Source organism: Prevotella sp. ne3005, from assembly GCF_900110085.1.
Lineage (GTDB): Bacteria > Bacteroidota > Bacteroidia > Bacteroidales > Bacteroidaceae > Prevotella.
On record NZ_FOCK01000008.1, the window covers coordinates 78,506 to 95,712 of the forward strand.

17 protein-coding genes are annotated in these 17,207 nt (G+C 48.4%); 4 read left to right on the top strand and 13 right to left on the bottom strand.

The genetic code is table 11. The features are described from left to right. Positions 1 to 53: 53 nt before the first annotated feature. From BMY16_RS12225 to BMY16_RS12275, 11 genes are all read right to left on the bottom strand, one after another. Positions 54 to 1,082, bottom strand: coding sequence for a type II toxin-antitoxin system HipA family toxin (locus BMY16_RS12225; protein WP_091842839.1), 1,029 nt, complete (start codon positions 1,080 to 1,082; stop codon positions 54 to 56). A 2-nt stretch (positions 1,083 to 1,084) separates the two neighbouring features. Continuing rightward, positions 1,085 to 1,393 carry a HipA N-terminal domain-containing protein gene (locus BMY16_RS12230; RefSeq protein ID WP_091842841.1) on the bottom strand — a complete coding sequence of 103 codons (309 nt, stop codon included), beginning with the start codon at positions 1,391 to 1,393 and terminating at the stop codon, positions 1,085 to 1,087. Then, positions 1,380 to 1,601 (bottom strand): helix-turn-helix domain-containing protein, encoded by a 222-nt coding sequence (locus BMY16_RS12235; RefSeq protein ID WP_091843056.1) that lies wholly within the window; start codon positions 1,599 to 1,601, stop codon positions 1,380 to 1,382. Before BMY16_RS12235 ends, BMY16_RS12230 begins: the two co-directional genes overlap by 14 nt. Positions 1,602 to 1,730: 129 nt before the next feature. Continuing rightward, positions 1,731 to 2,708 carry a tetratricopeptide repeat protein gene (locus BMY16_RS12240; protein WP_091842844.1) on the bottom strand — a complete coding sequence of 326 codons (978 nt, stop codon included), beginning with the start codon at positions 2,706 to 2,708 and terminating at the stop codon, positions 1,731 to 1,733. Continuing rightward, entirely contained in the window at positions 2,705 to 3,967 is a 1,263-nt protein-coding gene (locus tag BMY16_RS12245) for a TlpA family protein disulfide reductase (protein WP_091842847.1), read from the bottom strand. Before BMY16_RS12245 ends, BMY16_RS12240 begins: the two co-directional genes overlap by 4 nt. Before the next feature lie 23 nt (positions 3,968 to 3,990). Then, the gene (locus BMY16_RS12250) at positions 3,991 to 5,250 is read right to left on the bottom strand and encodes a tetratricopeptide repeat protein (RefSeq protein ID WP_091842850.1); all 1,260 of its coding nucleotides are present in this window, start codon (positions 5,248 to 5,250) and stop codon (positions 3,991 to 3,993) included. An 11-nt stretch (positions 5,251 to 5,261) separates the two neighbouring features. After that, positions 5,262 to 7,118, bottom strand: a complete 1,857-nt coding sequence (locus BMY16_RS12255) for a TonB family protein (protein ID WP_091842853.1) — start codon at positions 7,116 to 7,118, stop codon at positions 5,262 to 5,264. 3 nt (positions 7,119 to 7,121) lie between these two features. Beyond that, positions 7,122 to 7,484, bottom strand: coding sequence for a BlaI/MecI/CopY family transcriptional regulator (locus BMY16_RS12260; RefSeq protein ID WP_091842855.1), 363 nt, complete (start codon positions 7,482 to 7,484; stop codon positions 7,122 to 7,124). Between the two features lie 151 nt (positions 7,485 to 7,635). Continuing rightward, complete coding sequence (locus BMY16_RS12265; RefSeq protein ID WP_139207222.1) at positions 7,636 to 9,186, bottom strand: tetratricopeptide repeat protein; 1,551 nt, start codon at positions 9,184 to 9,186, stop codon at positions 7,636 to 7,638. After that, positions 9,183 to 9,587, bottom strand: coding sequence for an energy transducer TonB (locus BMY16_RS12270; protein ID WP_091842861.1), 405 nt, complete (start codon positions 9,585 to 9,587; stop codon positions 9,183 to 9,185). The genes BMY16_RS12265 and BMY16_RS12270 overlap by 4 nt, the downstream gene beginning before the upstream one ends. A gap of 218 nt (positions 9,588 to 9,805) precedes the next feature. Then, positions 9,806 to 10,357: a hypothetical protein gene (locus BMY16_RS12275; RefSeq protein WP_091842864.1), complete on the bottom strand. Its 552-nt coding sequence runs from the start codon at positions 10,355 to 10,357 to the stop codon at positions 9,806 to 9,808. Between the two features lie 210 nt (positions 10,358 to 10,567). On the opposite strand from BMY16_RS12275, the gene BMY16_RS12280 reads away from it, so the two are divergent. The 4 genes from BMY16_RS12280 to BMY16_RS12295 all read left to right on the top strand — a co-directional run bounded on the left by BMY16_RS12280 (position 10,568) and on the right by BMY16_RS12295 (position 15,764). Then, positions 10,568 to 12,214: a family 43 glycosylhydrolase gene (locus tag BMY16_RS12280; RefSeq protein ID WP_091842867.1), complete on the top strand. Its 1,647-nt coding sequence runs from the start codon at positions 10,568 to 10,570 to the stop codon at positions 12,212 to 12,214. Positions 12,215 to 12,498: 284 nt separating this feature from the next. Then, complete coding sequence (locus BMY16_RS12285) at positions 12,499 to 13,782, top strand: O-acetylhomoserine aminocarboxypropyltransferase/cysteine synthase family protein (protein ID WP_091842870.1); 1,284 nt, start codon at positions 12,499 to 12,501, stop codon at positions 13,780 to 13,782. Positions 13,783 to 13,914: 132 nt separating this feature from the next. Further along, a complete protein-coding gene (gene gdhA / locus BMY16_RS12290; RefSeq protein WP_091842873.1) occupies positions 13,915 to 15,255 on the top strand; it encodes an NADP-specific glutamate dehydrogenase in 1,341 nt (446 codons plus the stop codon). Positions 15,256 to 15,260: 5 nt separating this feature from the next. Beyond that, complete coding sequence (locus BMY16_RS12295; protein WP_091842876.1) at positions 15,261 to 15,764, top strand: septal ring lytic transglycosylase RlpA family protein; 504 nt, start codon at positions 15,261 to 15,263, stop codon at positions 15,762 to 15,764. A gap of 6 nt (positions 15,765 to 15,770) precedes the next feature. Here the strand turns inward: BMY16_RS12295 and BMY16_RS12300 are convergent, their stop codons facing one another. After that, positions 15,771 to 16,481, bottom strand: coding sequence for a hypothetical protein (locus BMY16_RS12300; protein WP_091842879.1), 711 nt, complete (start codon positions 16,479 to 16,481; stop codon positions 15,771 to 15,773). A 190-nt stretch (positions 16,482 to 16,671) separates the two neighbouring features. Further along, a complete protein-coding gene (gene rplQ / locus BMY16_RS12305) occupies positions 16,672 to 17,190 on the bottom strand; it encodes a 50S ribosomal protein L17 (RefSeq protein ID WP_091842880.1) in 519 nt (172 codons plus the stop codon). Positions 17,191 to 17,207 lie beyond the last annotated feature (17 nt).

Consider the following 17,207-nt stretch of genomic DNA (forward strand, 5'->3'; position numbering starts at 1 on the left):
TGCACTACATCTACAAGACACGCCAAAACGTCAAAACCAAACAAGATTTAATGTTACTTAACTCTTTTACCGTTATTTACAATGGATAACGTATTTCTTCTATATTTGTACGATAGCCAATAACTGCGTTTCAGGGCATCCGAAAGGAAAGAACGTTCTATCAGTTCTTTTGCCAATGGGATATCTGTGGCAAATGTGTCTAGTTCTCGCTTTATCAGTCGTGGAGCCAGTCCTATACGACGGCCAAATTCCTCAAAGTCCTCCCTACTGACGGTTTTTGTATCAGACATCAGCATGCCTTCCTTGAAAAGCCCTTTGTCGAGGGCAAAGATGCGGGGCATACCCAAATGGAGGCTTGTATTGATGAGATCATAGGCAGGAGCCAGATGGTACTCGCCGTCGCCTCGGTTAATGAGCGAGAAGTTCTTGAGATGGGCATCATCATTGAGGGTGAGATAGTTGAACACCACTATGCGGAAAAATTTCAGTATCTCAACAGGAGCAGCATTTACATACTTGCGGATGATATCAGCACATTCCTCATAACTCAGGTTGCAGTATTTGTAATCACTACCTCCATTGGCGTTTGTCAGCCCCGCTATCGATGCGAAATCTTCCTGCTGGTATTTCTGCCCGTCAGGTCCGACATCAAACCTGCGGCAGAAGTATGCAGCCTCACCATCACGAAAGAAACATAGTCCATTAGCTGCTGTCTCAATATGATAGACTTGCGATGCCAACTGCATTGTCAGGTGCTCATTGGCAGGACAGTATTTACGTTCGAAAAGCGCATAGGATGAAGGAGCAGGCTTTAAGATATAGGTGCCACGTTCATCTTCTGCCGGTTTTACGAGCTGATGGCTTGAGTTGACAATCAGGCTTGCCTTTGGCTGTACACCAGAAAGTGATATACGGCCTACACTTCTCAGATAGGCTTCGCTATCAGCACTTTCATTGTTTGGACTGTTGAAATCCAGAATATGTGATACGGGCTGCCCATCGAACAATTGTTTCAAAGCCATTGGCGAATAGGTGGAATAACCTTCCTGCAGCGTAGATGGACAGACATTGAGTTCTATCATATTCATACAGGTTTTACGGTTACGGCTCCAATGGTGTCATATTGTGCAGTGGCCAGCATAATACCAAAGTCGTCTTTCTCATCAATATGCAGTAACGTCGACTGCACCTGCCTGTTAGCCCCCTCGGAAAGCATGTTGAAGAAATAAGGGAAAAGGTGGTCAGAACGATAAACCTTTTGTCTTACAGGCATTGCAAGACACACGGGATCGCCCTGATAGTCATCATGATAGGTGAATACATATTCTCTGTCGTCTGTCTCTTGCAGAAGTCCTGCTTCTGCATTGTGGACATATACCTTACATTCTCTCATACTCCAATTGCTTGATGTTGATATCTGCTTGTAATCCCAACGTATCAAGAATAGTCAGCAGCGTTGATAACTGCGGATTTCCCTCACCACGTTCGATGGCAACCAATGTATTGACTGCCACACCTGCCAAATCGGCCAGCGTCTGCTGGTTTACTCCCAACTTTTTCCGGCGCTCCTTAATGGCACTACCAATTTCTTGCTGCGTCATAATCCCAATATATTGCGATTTCGCCACAAAGATAAGAAAAAGATTCTATACTTCCAAGCAAAATCGCAATAAATTGGGAATTTCTCTTAAAACCAAACAGCGTTTAGCAAAACTTAACAAAAAAAACACTTACCACATCATCATGCGGAGGGTTTGCTCTGCTGAACGGCGCATGGATTTGATTTTGTCGTTGTATTCTTTATTCTCCGTTGCTTCAAGAAACTTGTTGAAGCACTCTTTGGCTTTATCGCGCTGTTTCAGTTGGAAGTAGCACTGCCCCATCTGATAGGTCAGTTCATTGACATCTTTCTCGTCAGCCAGTTTCATACACTCCTGCAATTCCTCTAAGCGGAAATCGTATTCACCTTTCTTCCCAAAAGCATCTGACAGTTCTTGATGCAGGCGGAAGAGCGTCCTGCGGTCTGGCATCATCCGCTCCTTGGCCATATCGAGATAACTCAGGGCTTCAGCACCAAAACCGATACGATTGCAAACGATACCAAGCGTAAAGAGACAATAGGGGTTGGCATCATTATTGATGGTGGTTGCTCGCGACAGATAATCGTAGGCAGTAGAGTTGTCACCCATACGCTGATAAGTCAGTCCAAGGGTATAGAGCGTTCCAAAGCAGGTGTCGCCCACAGCCTCCAACTGCTTGAGTGCAGGCAAAGCAAGATCATAGTTACCTATATTATAAAAGGCCTCAGCGAGTTGACGATTCACAAGAATATGGGTGGAGTCACGTTCACGATACTTCTGACAGATATCGATGACTTTCGAAGGATAACTCTTCTTGCCCACATCGCCCTGCCAACCCTTATTCAGTCGTGGTGTGAAGTCAACGATTAACGATACATCGTAAGGATCTTGTTTCAGAATCTTATCACCCCAATATGCGAGAGAATCGTATTGTCCGAGTTGGACGAAGTTATCATAGAATAGTCGCATGTCTTCAATCGTGAGACTATCTTCTGGTATCTGGCGCAGTTCGTCAAGACTCTTGTTAAAATAGCCTCTCGAGGCCCAAAGACGGGCAGAATCTCGAACCTGCCCCCACGATTCGGCTTGTACAGCCAAGACGATAAGAATAAGTAGTAGTTTCTTCATTGTTGTCTCTCCTTTTCCAATAGTTGTTGCATTTTGTCGATCAGCATCGTGGCAGAGATATTCTTGGCGATGATGCGTCCTGAGCGGTCTACGAGATAGTTGTGGGGTATGGTCTTGATACCAAGCAGACGGACCTCATCGTCCAACTTACCCTTATTGCGGTAGGCATGGATATGATGAATCTGATAGGGATGCTCGCCATCGAGATGATTAAGCAGATCATGTTCCTTCACTGCACTCCACCACTCCTTACCTGATTTATCGATAGAGACGAGATAAACCCGCAGATCGTCTGCAAACATCTGGGCTGCCTGTTTGATGTTGGGCATCTGCATCAGACAGGGCTGGCACCACGAGGCCCAGAAATCCAAATAGATATACTGGCCGCGATATTCGTTCAGACCATAGATCTTCATATAGTCGCCAATCTTCAGCGGACGGACAATGGTGTCCGTCTCACTGTCGTAGAAGCGATCGCTATAACGTTTCCAGAACAGGGTGTGAGTAGCAAAACTCTCTGCTGACATATAATTGCCAAGTGTACTGTCATTAACAAGGGCACGAATAGGCGGATAGTCAGGAAAGCGGGCTATGAGCGAGTTCATGATGGAATCGACTACCTCCTCCTTGTAAGTATGCGTGGTAGGGCTCCATTTGTAGTTGCTATAGATGCTACCGCCTGCCCCCATCGCTGCATAGGGGTACTTGGCATTCATGGCAAAGACCTCTTTGTTGTGCTCTATCTCGCGAAAGATTGCTTTTTCAATCGCCTTGAGCGAATCCACCTTAGCTTCAGGTAGTCCTACAAGCTGCGACTCTGCTCTGGCCATGCGTTCCTTCCTATCAAGACTATCCTGCATCAGATGATAGCCGACATACTCCAGCATGGCTGGCGAGCCTTCCACCTTTCTGGGATAGCGCAGGCGGAAGCCATCATCTTCATCAGCCACATGAACAGTAATACTGTCGCCATTGTTCACCACTACAGGCACCACCCCTGGTCCTCGACGGGCAAACATCAGATGGACGGCATACTCATAAGGTACAGAGCCGTGCAAGGTACCGATGCGATGTACGGAATCAATATGCAGTGAATCGTGCAGCTGCATCTGGTTCTCGATTTGTGAATACAGATACACCTTCTGCGGTTCACTGGCAATGGCAGAGTCCACCTTCAGCGTAATGGCAAACTGCTCATTCTGAGCATTGGCACTCATCAGGAACAGCAGACTACCTAAAATGGTCGATAATCGTTTCATACTGCAAAGGTATTATTATTTTTTCATTTATGTACAGTTATCCGCTTTGTTTTGATTTTATGGAGGAATTCCTCTGCCTTGCCCATCATGTCGATGAGCTGCTGCGTGGGTTTCTCCTCTTGGCGGGCAAGGTCGATGAACTGGCGATAATAGTCCTCGGCCAGTTTGTTGTCTTTCAGGATATAAGCGTAGACATTAGCTATATTAAAGTAGGTGGCGACGGATGATGGGTTGTAGTCCAAGTGGCGTTTCCAAGCCTCCACGGCCTCGGGATAGTGTTGACTAAGGTAATAGCCTTCGCCCTGCGAAAGGGTGATGGCCTTCATGGTGGTGGTATCGGGTTGCATCATCTCTGTGGCCAGCTTCAGGTAGTTAAGGCCCTCCGGATAGCGCTGGGTATCGACACACACCACCCCAAGACGATAGGCACACCCCTGATGCTGCATGCCACTGATGAGGAAGGCCAGTTGCAGATACTTATAGGCACGCTCCAGACTGTCAATGCGCGAATAGCTCATACCAGCCGAATAGAGGGTATTGAAGGCGGAATCGCCTTGTTGGAGCAAACGCTCATACATCTGCGAAGCTTTCTCGAACTGGCGATCCATAAAGTAGGCATCGGCGAGGGCACGATTCACTTCGATATTTGTCGAGTCGACGGCAAAGTACTTTTGTCCGCACTCGAGTCCGTTCTGTGGCTGCTCCAATTGAACATAGCCCAGTGTCAGGCCTGCCACGATCTCTCCATCCATAGGATAACGAGCCACCAACTGCCCTGCCCAATAAACATAGGAATCAAGATCCCCCAGCTTTTTGTAGCTCAGTGCCAACTGACGGAAGGCCTCATGAGAGAGCGAATCCTCAGGGATGGTCTTCAGCAGTTGCGCACTCTCACGATAGTTCGCCCGTTTATAATGACAGTTGGCGAGTTTCATCTGGACCATGCAGTCGACTATCGCACTCTTTTCAGTTGATTGCTTCAGATGTTCGATAATCTCATCCTGTCTCTCCTGAGGCAGTTCCTCAAGCTTGTCGAGAGGAAGATCAAGATGCTCTACTGCCTTTTGCTGACTTCTGGCTTTAGCAAGGGCGTACGCTTGCTTATAATACTTCAGCGCCTCAAAGGTGTTGAACTGTTGCATGCAGCTGTCGCCAGCCTGCAAGCAGATGGTGAGGGAGTCAGCAACGGGCTCCAACGTCTTTGACTTTTTAGCCAAAACCTCGCCCCTGGCAGGGGAAACTGCCAGCAGGGCGAGGACGAAAAAACTCAGTATAATTCTCATTTCACAATGATTCATTGTTTGGTATTCTTCTTGGTGGTGATCAGGATGACACCATCTTTGGCCTTCTCACCATACTTCTCGATGGCAGACTTGTCTTTCAACACATCCATATGGTCGATAGATTCACCTTTGATCTTTTCCAGCTCATCATAAGACACCTCTTTACCATCAACTAAAATCAGCGTCTTTGGCGTTGGGGGAAGACCATTCTTTGCTGCATAATAACCAGCGAGATAGGCTGTCGTTTTTTGGACGAGAGGGTCGTCTGCTCCTTTTATTCCGCCTTCGACTCTGAAAGTAACGGGGATTGTGTACTTAACACGGAAAGCTTCGCCATTCTGCTTGCCGGGGATCCACTTAGGCATGCTGTTGACGACACGCAAAGCCTCAGCGTCGAGCAAGGGATCGATAGGCCTCACCACCTTTGCATTGGAAACACTACCATCTTTCTCTACTACAAATGAAACAATCACCCGCCCCTGAAGATTGGCATCCTCAGCCTCCTTCGGATACTGGATATTCTTAGAGATGAACTCAAAGAGTGCAGACGGTCCGCCAGGGAACTGGGGCATCTCGTCAACGACATCATAGGCTTTATTGGAATCAGGTGTGCCTTCAGGCTCTTTCTTCCCACTACGATTTGCCTCAAAGGCGACCTTCACCACGTCACCCTTTGCAACCATATCCTTAGTAATCCTAATTCCCTTACTGTAGTTTACAACAGTAAAGGTCACCAAAGAACCAACAACAGGATTGTCTAATACAAACTTTCCGTCTTTATCAGTCTCGGCACTCTTGACAGGTTTACCAGTCTCTACCATCAGGACAGGAACGCCTGCTATTGGCGAATCTTCAGGACTAAAGACTACCTGAAAGGTGATTGGCTTATTCTTAGCTTCGTCCACTACTTCTGCAGGTTGAGGTTCTGCCTGCAGGATTTCCTCATTAACAAGTTCCTCTGCAGAGGGAGCCACAGTATTGGTATACACCACATCCTGCACTTTCTCTGCATTCACAGCGAGGGCGAGGCCAACGATGGGAACGAGGGCGAGGAGCTTCAGCAGACTGGTCTGGCTTGATTTCTTATGTAACATCATATTGATTCGGTTTTTGAGGGTACTATGGCTAATACCGTTGGCAAGGGAGTACCCGCCAATGCTAGCGGCTTTAGTGATTAACAGATATTGATATTGACGCGCGTTAATCCCTAAAGAGAGTACTTCACCGTCGGCCTCGTATTCATGGATGGCCCTGAGGTCAGAGCGCAGCATCCACATGGCAGGGTTAAACCACTGGAGGGCGGTGAGGGTGTCCACGAGGAGCAGGTCCCAGGAGTGCCTGAGGCGGATATGTCCCCGTTCATGAGCGAGAATAGCGGCATTGCGTTCTGCGTAGTCGCTTTGGTTCATGACTATATAGTGCATCCAACTGAATGGTGGCACATCGGCGTTTCCGGACACGCAGATCGTAGTACCATCAGACTGGGGATGCTTCTCGCTCCGTTTTATCAGCATGAGGATTCTGAACATTGACATCAGGGTGTGGCCTATCGTTACGACCATACCTATCATAAATAGGACAGGCAGCAGAATCTGCCACCAAGGCGTTTCTACAGCGGGCTCTGGCATGGGCGCAACATCGTCGACTGTCAGATTGTCGACAGTCATCACAGGCACCGCCTCCATCGTAACCGTCTCGTGCATGGTAATCACACACAAGGGCAACACAAACGAGGCAACAGCCGTGAGGAGCAGCACCAGGCGGTTCACCCTGTGGAAGGTCTCACGGGCCAGCATCAGGCGATAGAACATATAGAATACTGCTATCAGCACAGCCACCTTGGCATCGTATATCAGGAAGTCCATCATACTTTACGATTGTTGGTTTTCTATCTGGTTAATGAGTTCGCGCAGTTCGTCTACGCTGATCTTCTCTTCTTTGACAAACGAGGAGACGGCAGAGAGATAGGAGTCGTCGAAGTAGTTCTTGATGATACCTGCAATAGACTTGCGCCCATACTCCGCCTCAGAGATGAGGGGGTAATACTGGTAGGTATTGCCAAACTGCTTATGGTCGAGGAATCCCTCACGCTCCAGGATTCTGACGATCGTAGAGAGCGTGTTGAAGTGAGGGCGGGGCTCGGCATAGTGCTCCTGCAACTCGCGAACGAACATAGGACCATGCTTCCAATACAGATCCATGATTTCCTTTTCCTTGTTGGTCAGTTTCTTCATTGCTTTCGGGTTTTAAGTTTACCTTTTATTTGCGTCAATTATCAATATCTGAGCGCAAAGTAACTAAAACTTTTCGTTATATACAACTAAATACTTTAGTTTTTAAACTATTTTAATTAGTTTCTTTAGTTGTTAACCTTTTCCCAATGCCTTAGTTGACTGCCTTGATGGCAGCATCGAAGTCCTTGGCGCCACCTGTCTGACCAAAGAGTTTCTTCAACAAGCGTACTCTTGTATTGGTGATGGACTGGGGAGTAGAGATGGTCAGTGTGGCAATCTCCGTAGGCAGGAAGTTATGACGGATTAGCAGACAGACAGTCTGCTCTTTGGTAGTCAGTACGGATAGCAGCACCTGCAACGCTGGACTCAGGGCATAAGAGAACTGTGCCAGAGAATTGACATCCTCGTCATCAGCTACCCTACCCTTGTTGGCAGAGGCATGCAATCGGGCGATGACGGCTTTCAGCTGCTGTGAGTTTTCCTTCATCTCGCGCTCCTTCTGGTGGCGCATCTGGGTGAGTTCGCTACGCGTCATGTCATATTTCTGCTGGCTTTCCATGAACCTGACATTCAGCAGATCAATGCGCCTGCGACTATACCTTATTATAATAGTAGCACCTATGGCAATGAGAATGATGGTTGCCAGCAGGGCAATGGTGGTGCGATACTGGCGGCGCTCCTTTTGCTGTTCATCATACTGAGCCTGCATGTCGATGACACCAGCCGCATCGCTGCGTTCGTAGAGCTTTTGATAGACCTCATTAAGTCGCTGACTATATTCCAAGGCCTGGTCCTTGTCACCCTTACGGTTCAGGTATTGTATCAGTAAGCGGTAGGACTGGATGCTGACATCTGGCGAGAACGAGTTGGTGAGGCGATACCACTGTTGGGCTGCTGCCTCTGTATCGCCCTCCTTCATATAGATGTCGGCCAGGAGTTTAGAGGCTCTGTCGATGGGTGTATAGCGCATCGACTCATTCAACAACTGCTTGGCCTCCTGACGCTTGCCAAGGCTTAGCAGATAGCTGGCCTTGTTGACCAGATAAGTGGCTCGAATCTCACCATCGGTCTTGGGGGCATAAGGCTGTGCCAAGTCCGTATAGTGCTTCAGACTGTCAGGCTGGCCTAAGAGGTCGAAGGTGGTGGCAATATTATTGAGGGTTTGTACCATCCACGCCTCGTTCCTGCTCTTCCGGGCTTCAGCAAGGGCTTGTTTGTAGTAACGGAGGGTCTGGGTATAGTTGCCCACATTGTCGTTCACATCACCCAACACGGAGTAGAGATACCACTTGAAGGCTGGCAGTTCCATATCCTCAGCCAGATATTCCGCCTGTTTCATGGTGAGCACAGCCTCGTGGGTCAGCTTCTGTCTATAGAGAATGATAGCGTGATGGAGCAATGCCCTCGAGAGGTGTTCTTGATCACCTCTCTCCTTATAATACTTTCTACTGAAGATGATCAGCGAATCGGCCTCCGTATAGAGTCCGCTACGATGGAGGGCCTCCGTATAAAGCAGTCCGTAGAGAGCCAGATCAGCCTCATCCATCTTGGTGTCGTACCAGCGAGGGGCGAGCAACCGCACAACGGAGTCGGGCTTTTCAAAGACCATCGCCTCAGCCTTCGTCAGGAACTCATTGTGGGGCTGCTCAGACGAGCAGCCCACAATAAAGAGGGAAAGTATTAAAAAGGAGAGTGCTATCATTTCAGATTGAAGCTAATAGGTACTGTATATTTCACTCTTACCACTTTGCCGCTCTGCATGCCAGGCTTCCACTTAGGCATAGCAGACAAGACCCTGACGGCCTCGGCATCGAGCGAAGGGAATACGGGCCTGAAAACCTCTACATTGCTGATACTTCCATCAGTTTCAACCACGAAGTTGGCAATCACCCTTCCTTCTATCTTCTGTTTCTCGGCATCAGCAGGATACTTCACGTTCTGACAGAGATAATCAAGCAGGGCTTTTATACCACCAGGGAACTCAGGCATCTGTTCTACGACATCGAAGGCCTGCTGGTTCTTTTCGGCTACCACAGTTTTCTGTGCACTTGCTGTCGTGAGGCCAAACACAGCCATCAACGACAAGATAATCAGTTCCTTCATTTCTTCTTTTTTTTAATGATTCAACATTTGTTTGTCTGTCCGGACGTTTGCAAAGACAGTGCAAACCGAATGCAGAGAACTAGCTCTTTGCTGAGGTGCAGCCTGTCTTCGCGTTTGCAAAGGTAGACAAATTCCCTTTTCGATGCAAGAAAACCATTACATTATATTACACAACTACTCAACTTCGTAGCCTTTTACCATGATTTGTGCTTTCCCCCTCATTCTTTTTTCCCTTCCAGGGCATCCCAACGCTGCTGGTATTCCGCTTCTTGCTGGCGGACCACCTTTAAGGCCTTTTTCCTTCTAGCACGCTTCTCCAGATTCTTGCCTAAGGTGTTTTCAAAAAGCCAGGAGGCTATGGCAAGCACATTGGGTCCTGAAGGAATCTTGATTCGGGCTAATTGGGCATCGACGCTCTGGTCCATTGTGGACTTCCGCATCTCTGCCATCCGATTGTCGAACCGTCGCTCACCATAAATTACCACCTCACGCAAGGCATTCATATTGGGCATCAGCCAGATGGTGTCGCCTTTCAGCTCCGATTTGAGGATGTAGCGTTTCTCATAATTCAGATGTGAGAGGTTAATCTTACCGAATCCCTCATGGAGCGAGAATGTACCATCCCAGTTGCTCCGGGTATCCTGATTGTCGTCGGTATGAATCAGGACATCGCGAATGGGAGCTCGCGACTCCATATCTGCCACAACATACTGTTGAACTTCTGCGCTGGCAGAAGTGGCTAGTAACGACAGAATCAAGAGTTTTCTCATACATGAACGGATGATAATCGGCTGCAAAGATACAAATAAAAGTGAGACAGCCAATGTGGATTAACATTTCTGCCCTCTATTCTAACATCTTTAACCTCAAGTAAGGTAATAAAAAATTATCAAATGGTAACTCTTTTTGTCAAATGGTTGCCTATTCCAAAATAATTGTTTAAATTTGCAGCCAATTAATGACCATTCAAAATAACAGAGATGAAAACTAAGACCCTAAGCATGATTATTGCAGCAGCCTGCTGTTCGCTGATGGCTGTATCCTGTGCCCAACAGGCAGAAACAAAGAAGTCAGAGTTGACTACCGTAGGTAACCCTTACCTCCCCCTCTGGGAACATATCCCCGACGGAGAGCCTTACGTGTTTGAGGATCCTAACAATCCAGGAAAGCAACGCGTATATATATATGGTTCGCACGATAATCTGATAACAGCTTATTGCGGAAGAGACCAGGTGGTGTGGTCGGCTCCCGTTGAGGATCTGAGCCAGTGGCGCTACGATGGCATCATCCTCGTAGTAGACAAGAATGCCAAGGGCGAGCCTTTTGATTCAGCAAAAACGGCAGATGTATTGTATGCTCCCGATATCACTTTGGTAACAGACAGTACGGGTAAGAAGACCTACTATCTGTTTCCCAACGACCAGACTGGCTACCGTAATGGTCTGATTGCCAAGAGCGACAGACCTGACGGACCTTTCGAGGTATGCAACTGGAATGCGGATGACCCAACAAAGGTGGACGGCATCTATGGCTTTGACCCCGCTGTATTTGTGGATGACGACGGGCGTGTCTATGGCTATTGGGGCTTTGAGCACTCCTACGCTGCAGAGATCGATCCTGCCACTATGTGTACTGTCAAACCAGGTACGCAGATCGTGGATGGCATGGTTTCTGGCAGAAACGAACCAGGCATCTTCCATTTCTTTGAGGCCTCATCCCTCCGTAAGATCAAGGATAAGTATGTGTTTATCTATAGTCGCTTCACCGAGGATGGTGAGTTTGGATTACCCTCGTCGAACTATAACCTTGCCTATGCCTACGGCGACAGTCCATTAGGCCCTTGGACCTATGGCGGCACGATCATCGACGGACGTGGTCGTGAGACGGATGAGCAGGGCAACGTGATTGCCTCAGCTGTTCCCGACGGCAACACCCATGGTTCGATCTGCGAGATCAACGGGCAGTGGTATGTGTTCTATCATCGTCAGACAGGTACTGACGAGTATGCCCGTCAGGCCATGGTAGCCCCCATTGAGGTAAAAGTACAGGAAGGTAAAGGCGGTAAGGTGGAGATATCTGAGGGAGAATACAACTCTGAAGGCTTCGCTCTTAACGGTCTCAATCCCTTGGAGCGCCACTCGGCAGGTATTGCCTGTTGGCTGACGGGTCCGAAGCCTGCTAAGCACAACTGGCCCAACAACACCTTCTATGGTTCGTATGTAGAGTCATCCTATGGAACAGACTCTAACTTTGATGAGCCTTATGACCTGAAGAATAACACCAATCGCATCATTAACAATACTGATGGTTCGATTGTTGGGTACAAATACTTCAATTTCACAGAGGCCAATGGTAAGGACAATATTCAATTGTTACTGCGTCTGATTCCAGAGGGAATCGATGGCACCATCACCATCATGGCTGATAGACCTTGGGCATCCCAGGGAGGAAAAGTTATAGGCACTATCGAATTGAAGACCGACATGCCTCAGACTTCAACGGAACTCTCTGTGACATTGCCAGCACTAAAGGAACTCACAGGCAAGCACGCACTCTACTTCGTATTCGCTTCAGAAACGAAAGAGAAGTCGCTCTGCATACTGGAAGATTTCGTATTCAACTATTAAAAAGTAATCGGGACGCAGGGATGCGTCCCGATTACCTTACTAACCAATTAACTAACAAAACCTAATCTTATGTATGAAAAAACTAACTATTAATGTTTCACGATGCAAAGGTACGACGAAAGATTGAACGGACAAAATCCGTTCAACGAATCGACACATATATTCAGTAAACCAACCTATTTATATTTTGTTAGCAATCAGCAGTCCACTTTTGGAGTAATAATGGCTTCTTTCTGAAAAAAAGTTGTACCTTTGCAGGCAGATTATCAAAACCGACAACAACAATGGAAAAGAAACTGAAACAAGGCACGCTCTGCGTACAGGCAGGCTATAAGGCCAAGAATGGAGAACCAATAGAGTTACCCATCATCCAGTCGACAACGTTCAAGTACGACGACTCTGATGAGATGGCAAAGTTGTTTGACCTCGAAAAGGAGGGCTATTTCTATACCCGTCTTCAGAATCCCACCAACGATGCCGTGGCTGCAAAGATCGCCACCCTTGAAGGGGGTGTGGGGGCTGTGCTCACCTCTTCTGGCCAGGCAGCCAACTTCTATGCCATCTTCAACATCTGTCAGGCCGGTGACCACTTCATCACCTCGAATGAGATCTATGGTGGCACCTACAACCTCTTCGGCGTGACGCTGAAGAAACTGGGCATCGACTGCACGTTCATCTCACAGGAAGCGTCTGACGAAGAGATTCAGGCTGCTTTCCATCCTAACACTAAGGCGATGTTCGGTGAGACAATCTCCAACCCTGGTTGTGCTGTCTTCGACATTGAGCGCTTTGCTAAGATTGCCCATAAGAACGGGGTACCCCTCATTGTGGATAACACCTTTGCCACCCCCATCAACTGCCGTCCGTTTGAATGGGGCGCCGACATCGTGACCCACTCTACTACAAAGTATATGGACGGAATGGCTACGCAGGTTGGCGGCGTCGTAGTGGATAGCGGCAACTTCCCCTGGCTCGACTATGCAGACAAATTCCCTGGCCTCTGCACACCCGACGAATCGTATCATGGCCTGACTTACGTGAAGGCATTCGGTAAGATGGGCTACACCACGAAACTCGTGGCCCAGCTGATGCGTGACCTCGGAAGCATTCCTGCACCCCAGAATTCTTTCCTGCTGCACCTTGGACTGCAGACACTCCATCTGCGTATGGCACAGCACTGCAAGAACGCCCAGAAGGTGGCCGAATTCCTGCACGACAACGAGAAGGTGGCTTGGGTACACTATTGTGGACTGCCCGACGACAAGGCCTATGCTCTCGGACAGAAATATCTGCCTAACGGCAGTTGCGGTGTGATTGCCTTTGGCCTGAAGGGCGACCGCGAGACGGCTATCAAGTGGATGGACTCACTACAGATGATCAATATCGTGACCCACGTGGCCGATGCCCGTACCTGCGTGCTGCATCCTGCCTCACATACTCACCGACAGCTGAGCGACGAACAGCTTCGCGAGGCTGGTGTCGCTCCAGACCTCATCCGTCTCTCTGTCGGCATTGAGGACGTAGAGGATATCCTCGACGATATCAAACAGGCCTTGGCAAAGATTTAAAGGGGCACGATTTAACAAAATGTAACTTTATAAGAAAATTATTCGGTACTTTCCTTGGATGGTATCGAATATTTTTCTATATTTGCACCATCAAACGTAACATATTGTAAACTTAAAACAATTATTATTACTATGCAAGTAGAGAAAATCATGCAAGCTTTGGAGCAGAAGCATCCTGGCGAATTAGAGTACTTACAGGCTGTAAGGGAAGTGTTGGAGTCAATCAAGGACGTGTACAACCAGCATCCTGAGTTTGAGAAGGCAAAGATTATAGAACGCATCGTGGAGCCTGAGCGCATCACCACCTTCCGTGTGCCCTGGGTCGACGATAAGGGTGAGGTACAGGTAAACATCGGTTATCGTGTACAGTTTAATAGTGCCATTGGCCCGTATAAGGGCGGTCTGCGTTTCCACCCGTCAGTAAACCTGAGCATTCTGAAGTTCCTCGGCTTTGAACAGACCTTCAAGAACGCACTGACCACACTCCCGATGGGTGGTGGAAAGGGAGGCTCAGATTTCAGCATCCGCGGAAAGAGCGATAATGAGGTGATGAAGTTCTGTCAGGCCTTTATGTGCGAACTGTATAAGGTGATTGGTCCTGACATGGACGTTCCTGCAGGTGACATCGGCGTTGGAGCCCGTGAGATTGGCTACCTCTTTGGATACTATAAGAAGCTGACCAGTCAGTTCCACGGTGCAACCCTCACAGGTAAGGGTATGGAATGGGGCGGCAGCATCCTCCGTCCCGAGGCAACAGGCTATGGCGCCCTCTATTTCGTTCACCACATGATGGATACCCACGGACTCGACATCAAGGGTAAGACTGTGGCTCTCTCCGGCTTCGGTAATGTGGCGTGGGGTGCTGCCAAGAAGGCCACCGAACTGGGCGCCAAGGTAATCACCATCTCAGGTCCCGATGGTTATATCTATGATCCCGATGGACTTGATGCCGAGAAGATTGAATATATGCTCGAACTGCGTGCCAGTGGCAATGACGTCTGCCAGCCCTACGAGGAGGAGTTCCCAGGCTCGAAGTTCTTTGCAGGCAAAAAGCCTTGGGAGCAGAAGGCTGATATCTATCTGCCCTGCGCTACCCAGAATGAGCTCAACGGTGAGGATGCCGACAAGATCTTGGCCAACAAGCCGCTGTGCGTAGCAGAGGTGTCAAACATGGGCTGCACAGCAGAGGCAGTCAACAAGTTCATCGCTGCAGGTCAGCTGTTTGCTCCTGGTAAGGCCGTTAACGCTGGTGGCGTAGCAACATCTGGCTTGGAGATGACACAGAACTCTATGCGTATGGCATGGACTGCCGAGGAGGTAGACCAGCGTCTGCACCAGATTATGTCTGGCATCCACGAGCAGTGCGTGAAGTACGGTAAGGAACCGAATGGCTATATCAACTACGTGAAGGGCGCCAATGTCGCCGGTTTCATGAAGGTTGCCAAGGCCATGCTGGCCCAAGGTGTTGTTTAATTTTAATGTTATTTAAAAACAAGATAGTCTTAACGACACTTACATTGCTGATTTTCGGCTTTACCGCTCTGGCTCAGACTCAGAGCGGTAAGGCTTCGTTTTATCCCATCAAGTTTACTGGACGGCAGACAGCCAGCGGAGAACGACTGCATCACGACAGTCTGACCTGTGCCCACCGCACCTACCCCTTTGGCACATTGCTCAAAGTCACCAATCCAGCAAACAATAAACAGGTTATTGTGCGGGTTACCGACCGTGGTCCGTATGTCAAGGGGCGAATCATCGACTTGTCTGTCAAAGCTGCCCGTGAACTGGGAATCATTGCCCAAGGTATAGCTCCAGTGATTGTGGAGCGAATAAAGTTCATTCCCATCCCCTTCAAACCAGAAGATATTGAACTGCCAGAATTAGACATGGGCACCAACGAAGGACCTCTAGAGAAGCCCATCTGGGTCATTCTAAGAGAACAGATGAAGCAGCAACAACAGAAAGAACAAAGCAAGCGATAGATGTTTCTATCGCTTGCTTGTCATAATGCGGAATTCACGAGCCTGAGAGGCCATCTCCCTACTGCCTTGGAAGACACTAATACGGAACACCGCCTCGCCATCATGCAGTTTATTATCGGTTCTGATGACTGCCGTATAGCGGATTCCCTTACCCGGCATAATGCTTTCTACCAAGACATTCTCCGAAACACGGATATGCTTGTTACCTGTGAGTTCTCTTACCATAGGGAGCACGCGATAGACAGGCTTCGAAGAAGTATTAAAGATCTCAAAGACCATCCTTGCCTCTTCACCACGAGTCAGCACACCATCGCGGCTGGAGTCAACCAAGTGAGGATGACGGATCTCCAGGCATGATTCAGAGGCCGGTATGGGATGCTGGCTGGGTGTAGTATTGAAAGACTCATCAAAGCCATATAAACGGTCATCGCCATCATAGCGCTGCTGACGTTCCTGACGCTGCCGCTTATAATCTTCGTATCTCTGTTGCTCTGCATTATCAGCAGCCTGGCCAATAGCTGCACCAACAACGGCGCCACCAGCCATACCAACAAGTGTACCAATGTCACTACCTCTATGACCACCAGCAATACCGCCGATGGCAGAACCGATAATCGAACCGAACCAACCACCTGAAGCAGCTCCCGATGCCGTATAAGTACCACAACTGCTCATCAAAAGCAACACGCCAATCGATAATACCAATATCTTCTTCATAACCTTCGTATTTTAAAAGATTCACGCTGCAAAGATAGGGAATTCTTTGTTTCCTGCCAAAGGGAAAACCCGAAAAAAGAATAGGGGAACTCCTATTCATGGTTTGTAGTCACAAATTCACTTACCTAAGAAAAACAAGAATCCCGCATCACGGTAATGATACGGGATTCTTATATAAAGAGCGTTGTGATTACTCAGCCTTTGCCTCTTCAGCAGGAGCCTCAGCAGCAGGAGCTTCCTCAACGGGAGCCTCTGCCTTTGCCTCTTCTGCAGGAGCAGCAGCCTCAGCCTTAGGAGCTGACTTACGAGAACGGCGAGTGGACTTCTTCTTGGTATCCTTAGCCATTTCAGGATCGAAGTCAACGAGTTCGATGAAGCATACCTGAGCAGCATCACCCTGACGGGTACCGAGCTTGATGATACGGGTGTAACCACCGGGACGGTCACCTACCTTCTGAGCTACCTCTCCGAAGAGTTCCTTGATAGCTTCCTTATTCTGCAGGTAGCTGAATACTACACGGCGAGAGTTGGTGGAGTCGTCCTTTGCCTTGGTGATCAGAGGCTCCACATACTTCTTCAGGGCCTTAGCCTTTGCGACGGTCGTAGTGATTCTTTTGTGCATGATCAGCGAGATAGCCATGTTTGCGAGCATGGCGCTACGGTGAGATGCAGTACGACCGAGATGGTTGAATTTCTTACTATGTCTCATTTTTGTTTCTTTCTTTT

Excerpts from the sequence above, each read along its gene's own strand:
- BMY16_RS12225 (WP_091842839.1), bottom strand. The coding sequence starts at position 1,082 with ATGATAGAACTCAATGTCTGTCCATCTACGCTGCAGGAAGGTTATTCC.
- BMY16_RS12230 (WP_091842841.1), bottom strand. The coding sequence starts at position 1,393 with ATGAGAGAATGTAAGGTATATGTCCACAATGCAGAAGCAGGACTTCTG.
- BMY16_RS12235 (WP_091843056.1), bottom strand. The coding sequence starts at position 1,601 with ATGACGCAGCAAGAAATTGGTAGTGCCATTAAGGAGCGCCGGAAAAAG.
- BMY16_RS12240 (WP_091842844.1), bottom strand. The coding sequence starts at position 2,708 with ATGAAGAAACTACTACTTATTCTTATCGTCTTGGCTGTACAAGCCGAA.
- BMY16_RS12245 (WP_091842847.1), bottom strand. The coding sequence starts at position 3,967 with ATGAAACGATTATCGACCATTTTAGGTAGTCTGCTGTTCCTGATGAGT.
- BMY16_RS12250 (WP_091842850.1), bottom strand. The coding sequence starts at position 5,250 with ATGAGAATTATACTGAGTTTTTTCGTCCTCGCCCTGCTGGCAGTTTCC.
- BMY16_RS12255 (WP_091842853.1), bottom strand. The coding sequence starts at position 7,118 with ATGATGGACTTCCTGATATACGATGCCAAGGTGGCTGTGCTGATAGCA.
- BMY16_RS12260 (WP_091842855.1), bottom strand. The coding sequence starts at position 7,484 with ATGAAGAAACTGACCAACAAGGAAAAGGAAATCATGGATCTGTATTGG.
- BMY16_RS12265 (WP_139207222.1), bottom strand. The coding sequence starts at position 9,186 with ATGATAGCACTCTCCTTTTTAATACTTTCCCTCTTTATTGTGGGCTGC.
- BMY16_RS12270 (WP_091842861.1), bottom strand. The coding sequence starts at position 9,587 with ATGAAGGAACTGATTATCTTGTCGTTGATGGCTGTGTTTGGCCTCACG.
- BMY16_RS12275 (WP_091842864.1), bottom strand. The coding sequence starts at position 10,357 with ATGAGAAAACTCTTGATTCTGTCGTTACTAGCCACTTCTGCCAGCGCA.
- BMY16_RS12280 (WP_091842867.1), top strand. The coding sequence starts at position 10,568 with ATGAAAACTAAGACCCTAAGCATGATTATTGCAGCAGCCTGCTGTTCG.
- BMY16_RS12285 (WP_091842870.1), top strand. The coding sequence starts at position 12,499 with ATGGAAAAGAAACTGAAACAAGGCACGCTCTGCGTACAGGCAGGCTAT.
- gdhA (WP_091842873.1), top strand. The coding sequence starts at position 13,915 with ATGCAAGTAGAGAAAATCATGCAAGCTTTGGAGCAGAAGCATCCTGGC.
- BMY16_RS12295 (WP_091842876.1), top strand. The coding sequence starts at position 15,261 with ATGTTATTTAAAAACAAGATAGTCTTAACGACACTTACATTGCTGATT.
- BMY16_RS12300 (WP_091842879.1), bottom strand. The coding sequence starts at position 16,481 with ATGAAGAAGATATTGGTATTATCGATTGGCGTGTTGCTTTTGATGAGC.
- rplQ (WP_091842880.1), bottom strand. The coding sequence starts at position 17,190 with ATGAGACATAGTAAGAAATTCAACCATCTCGGTCGTACTGCATCTCAC.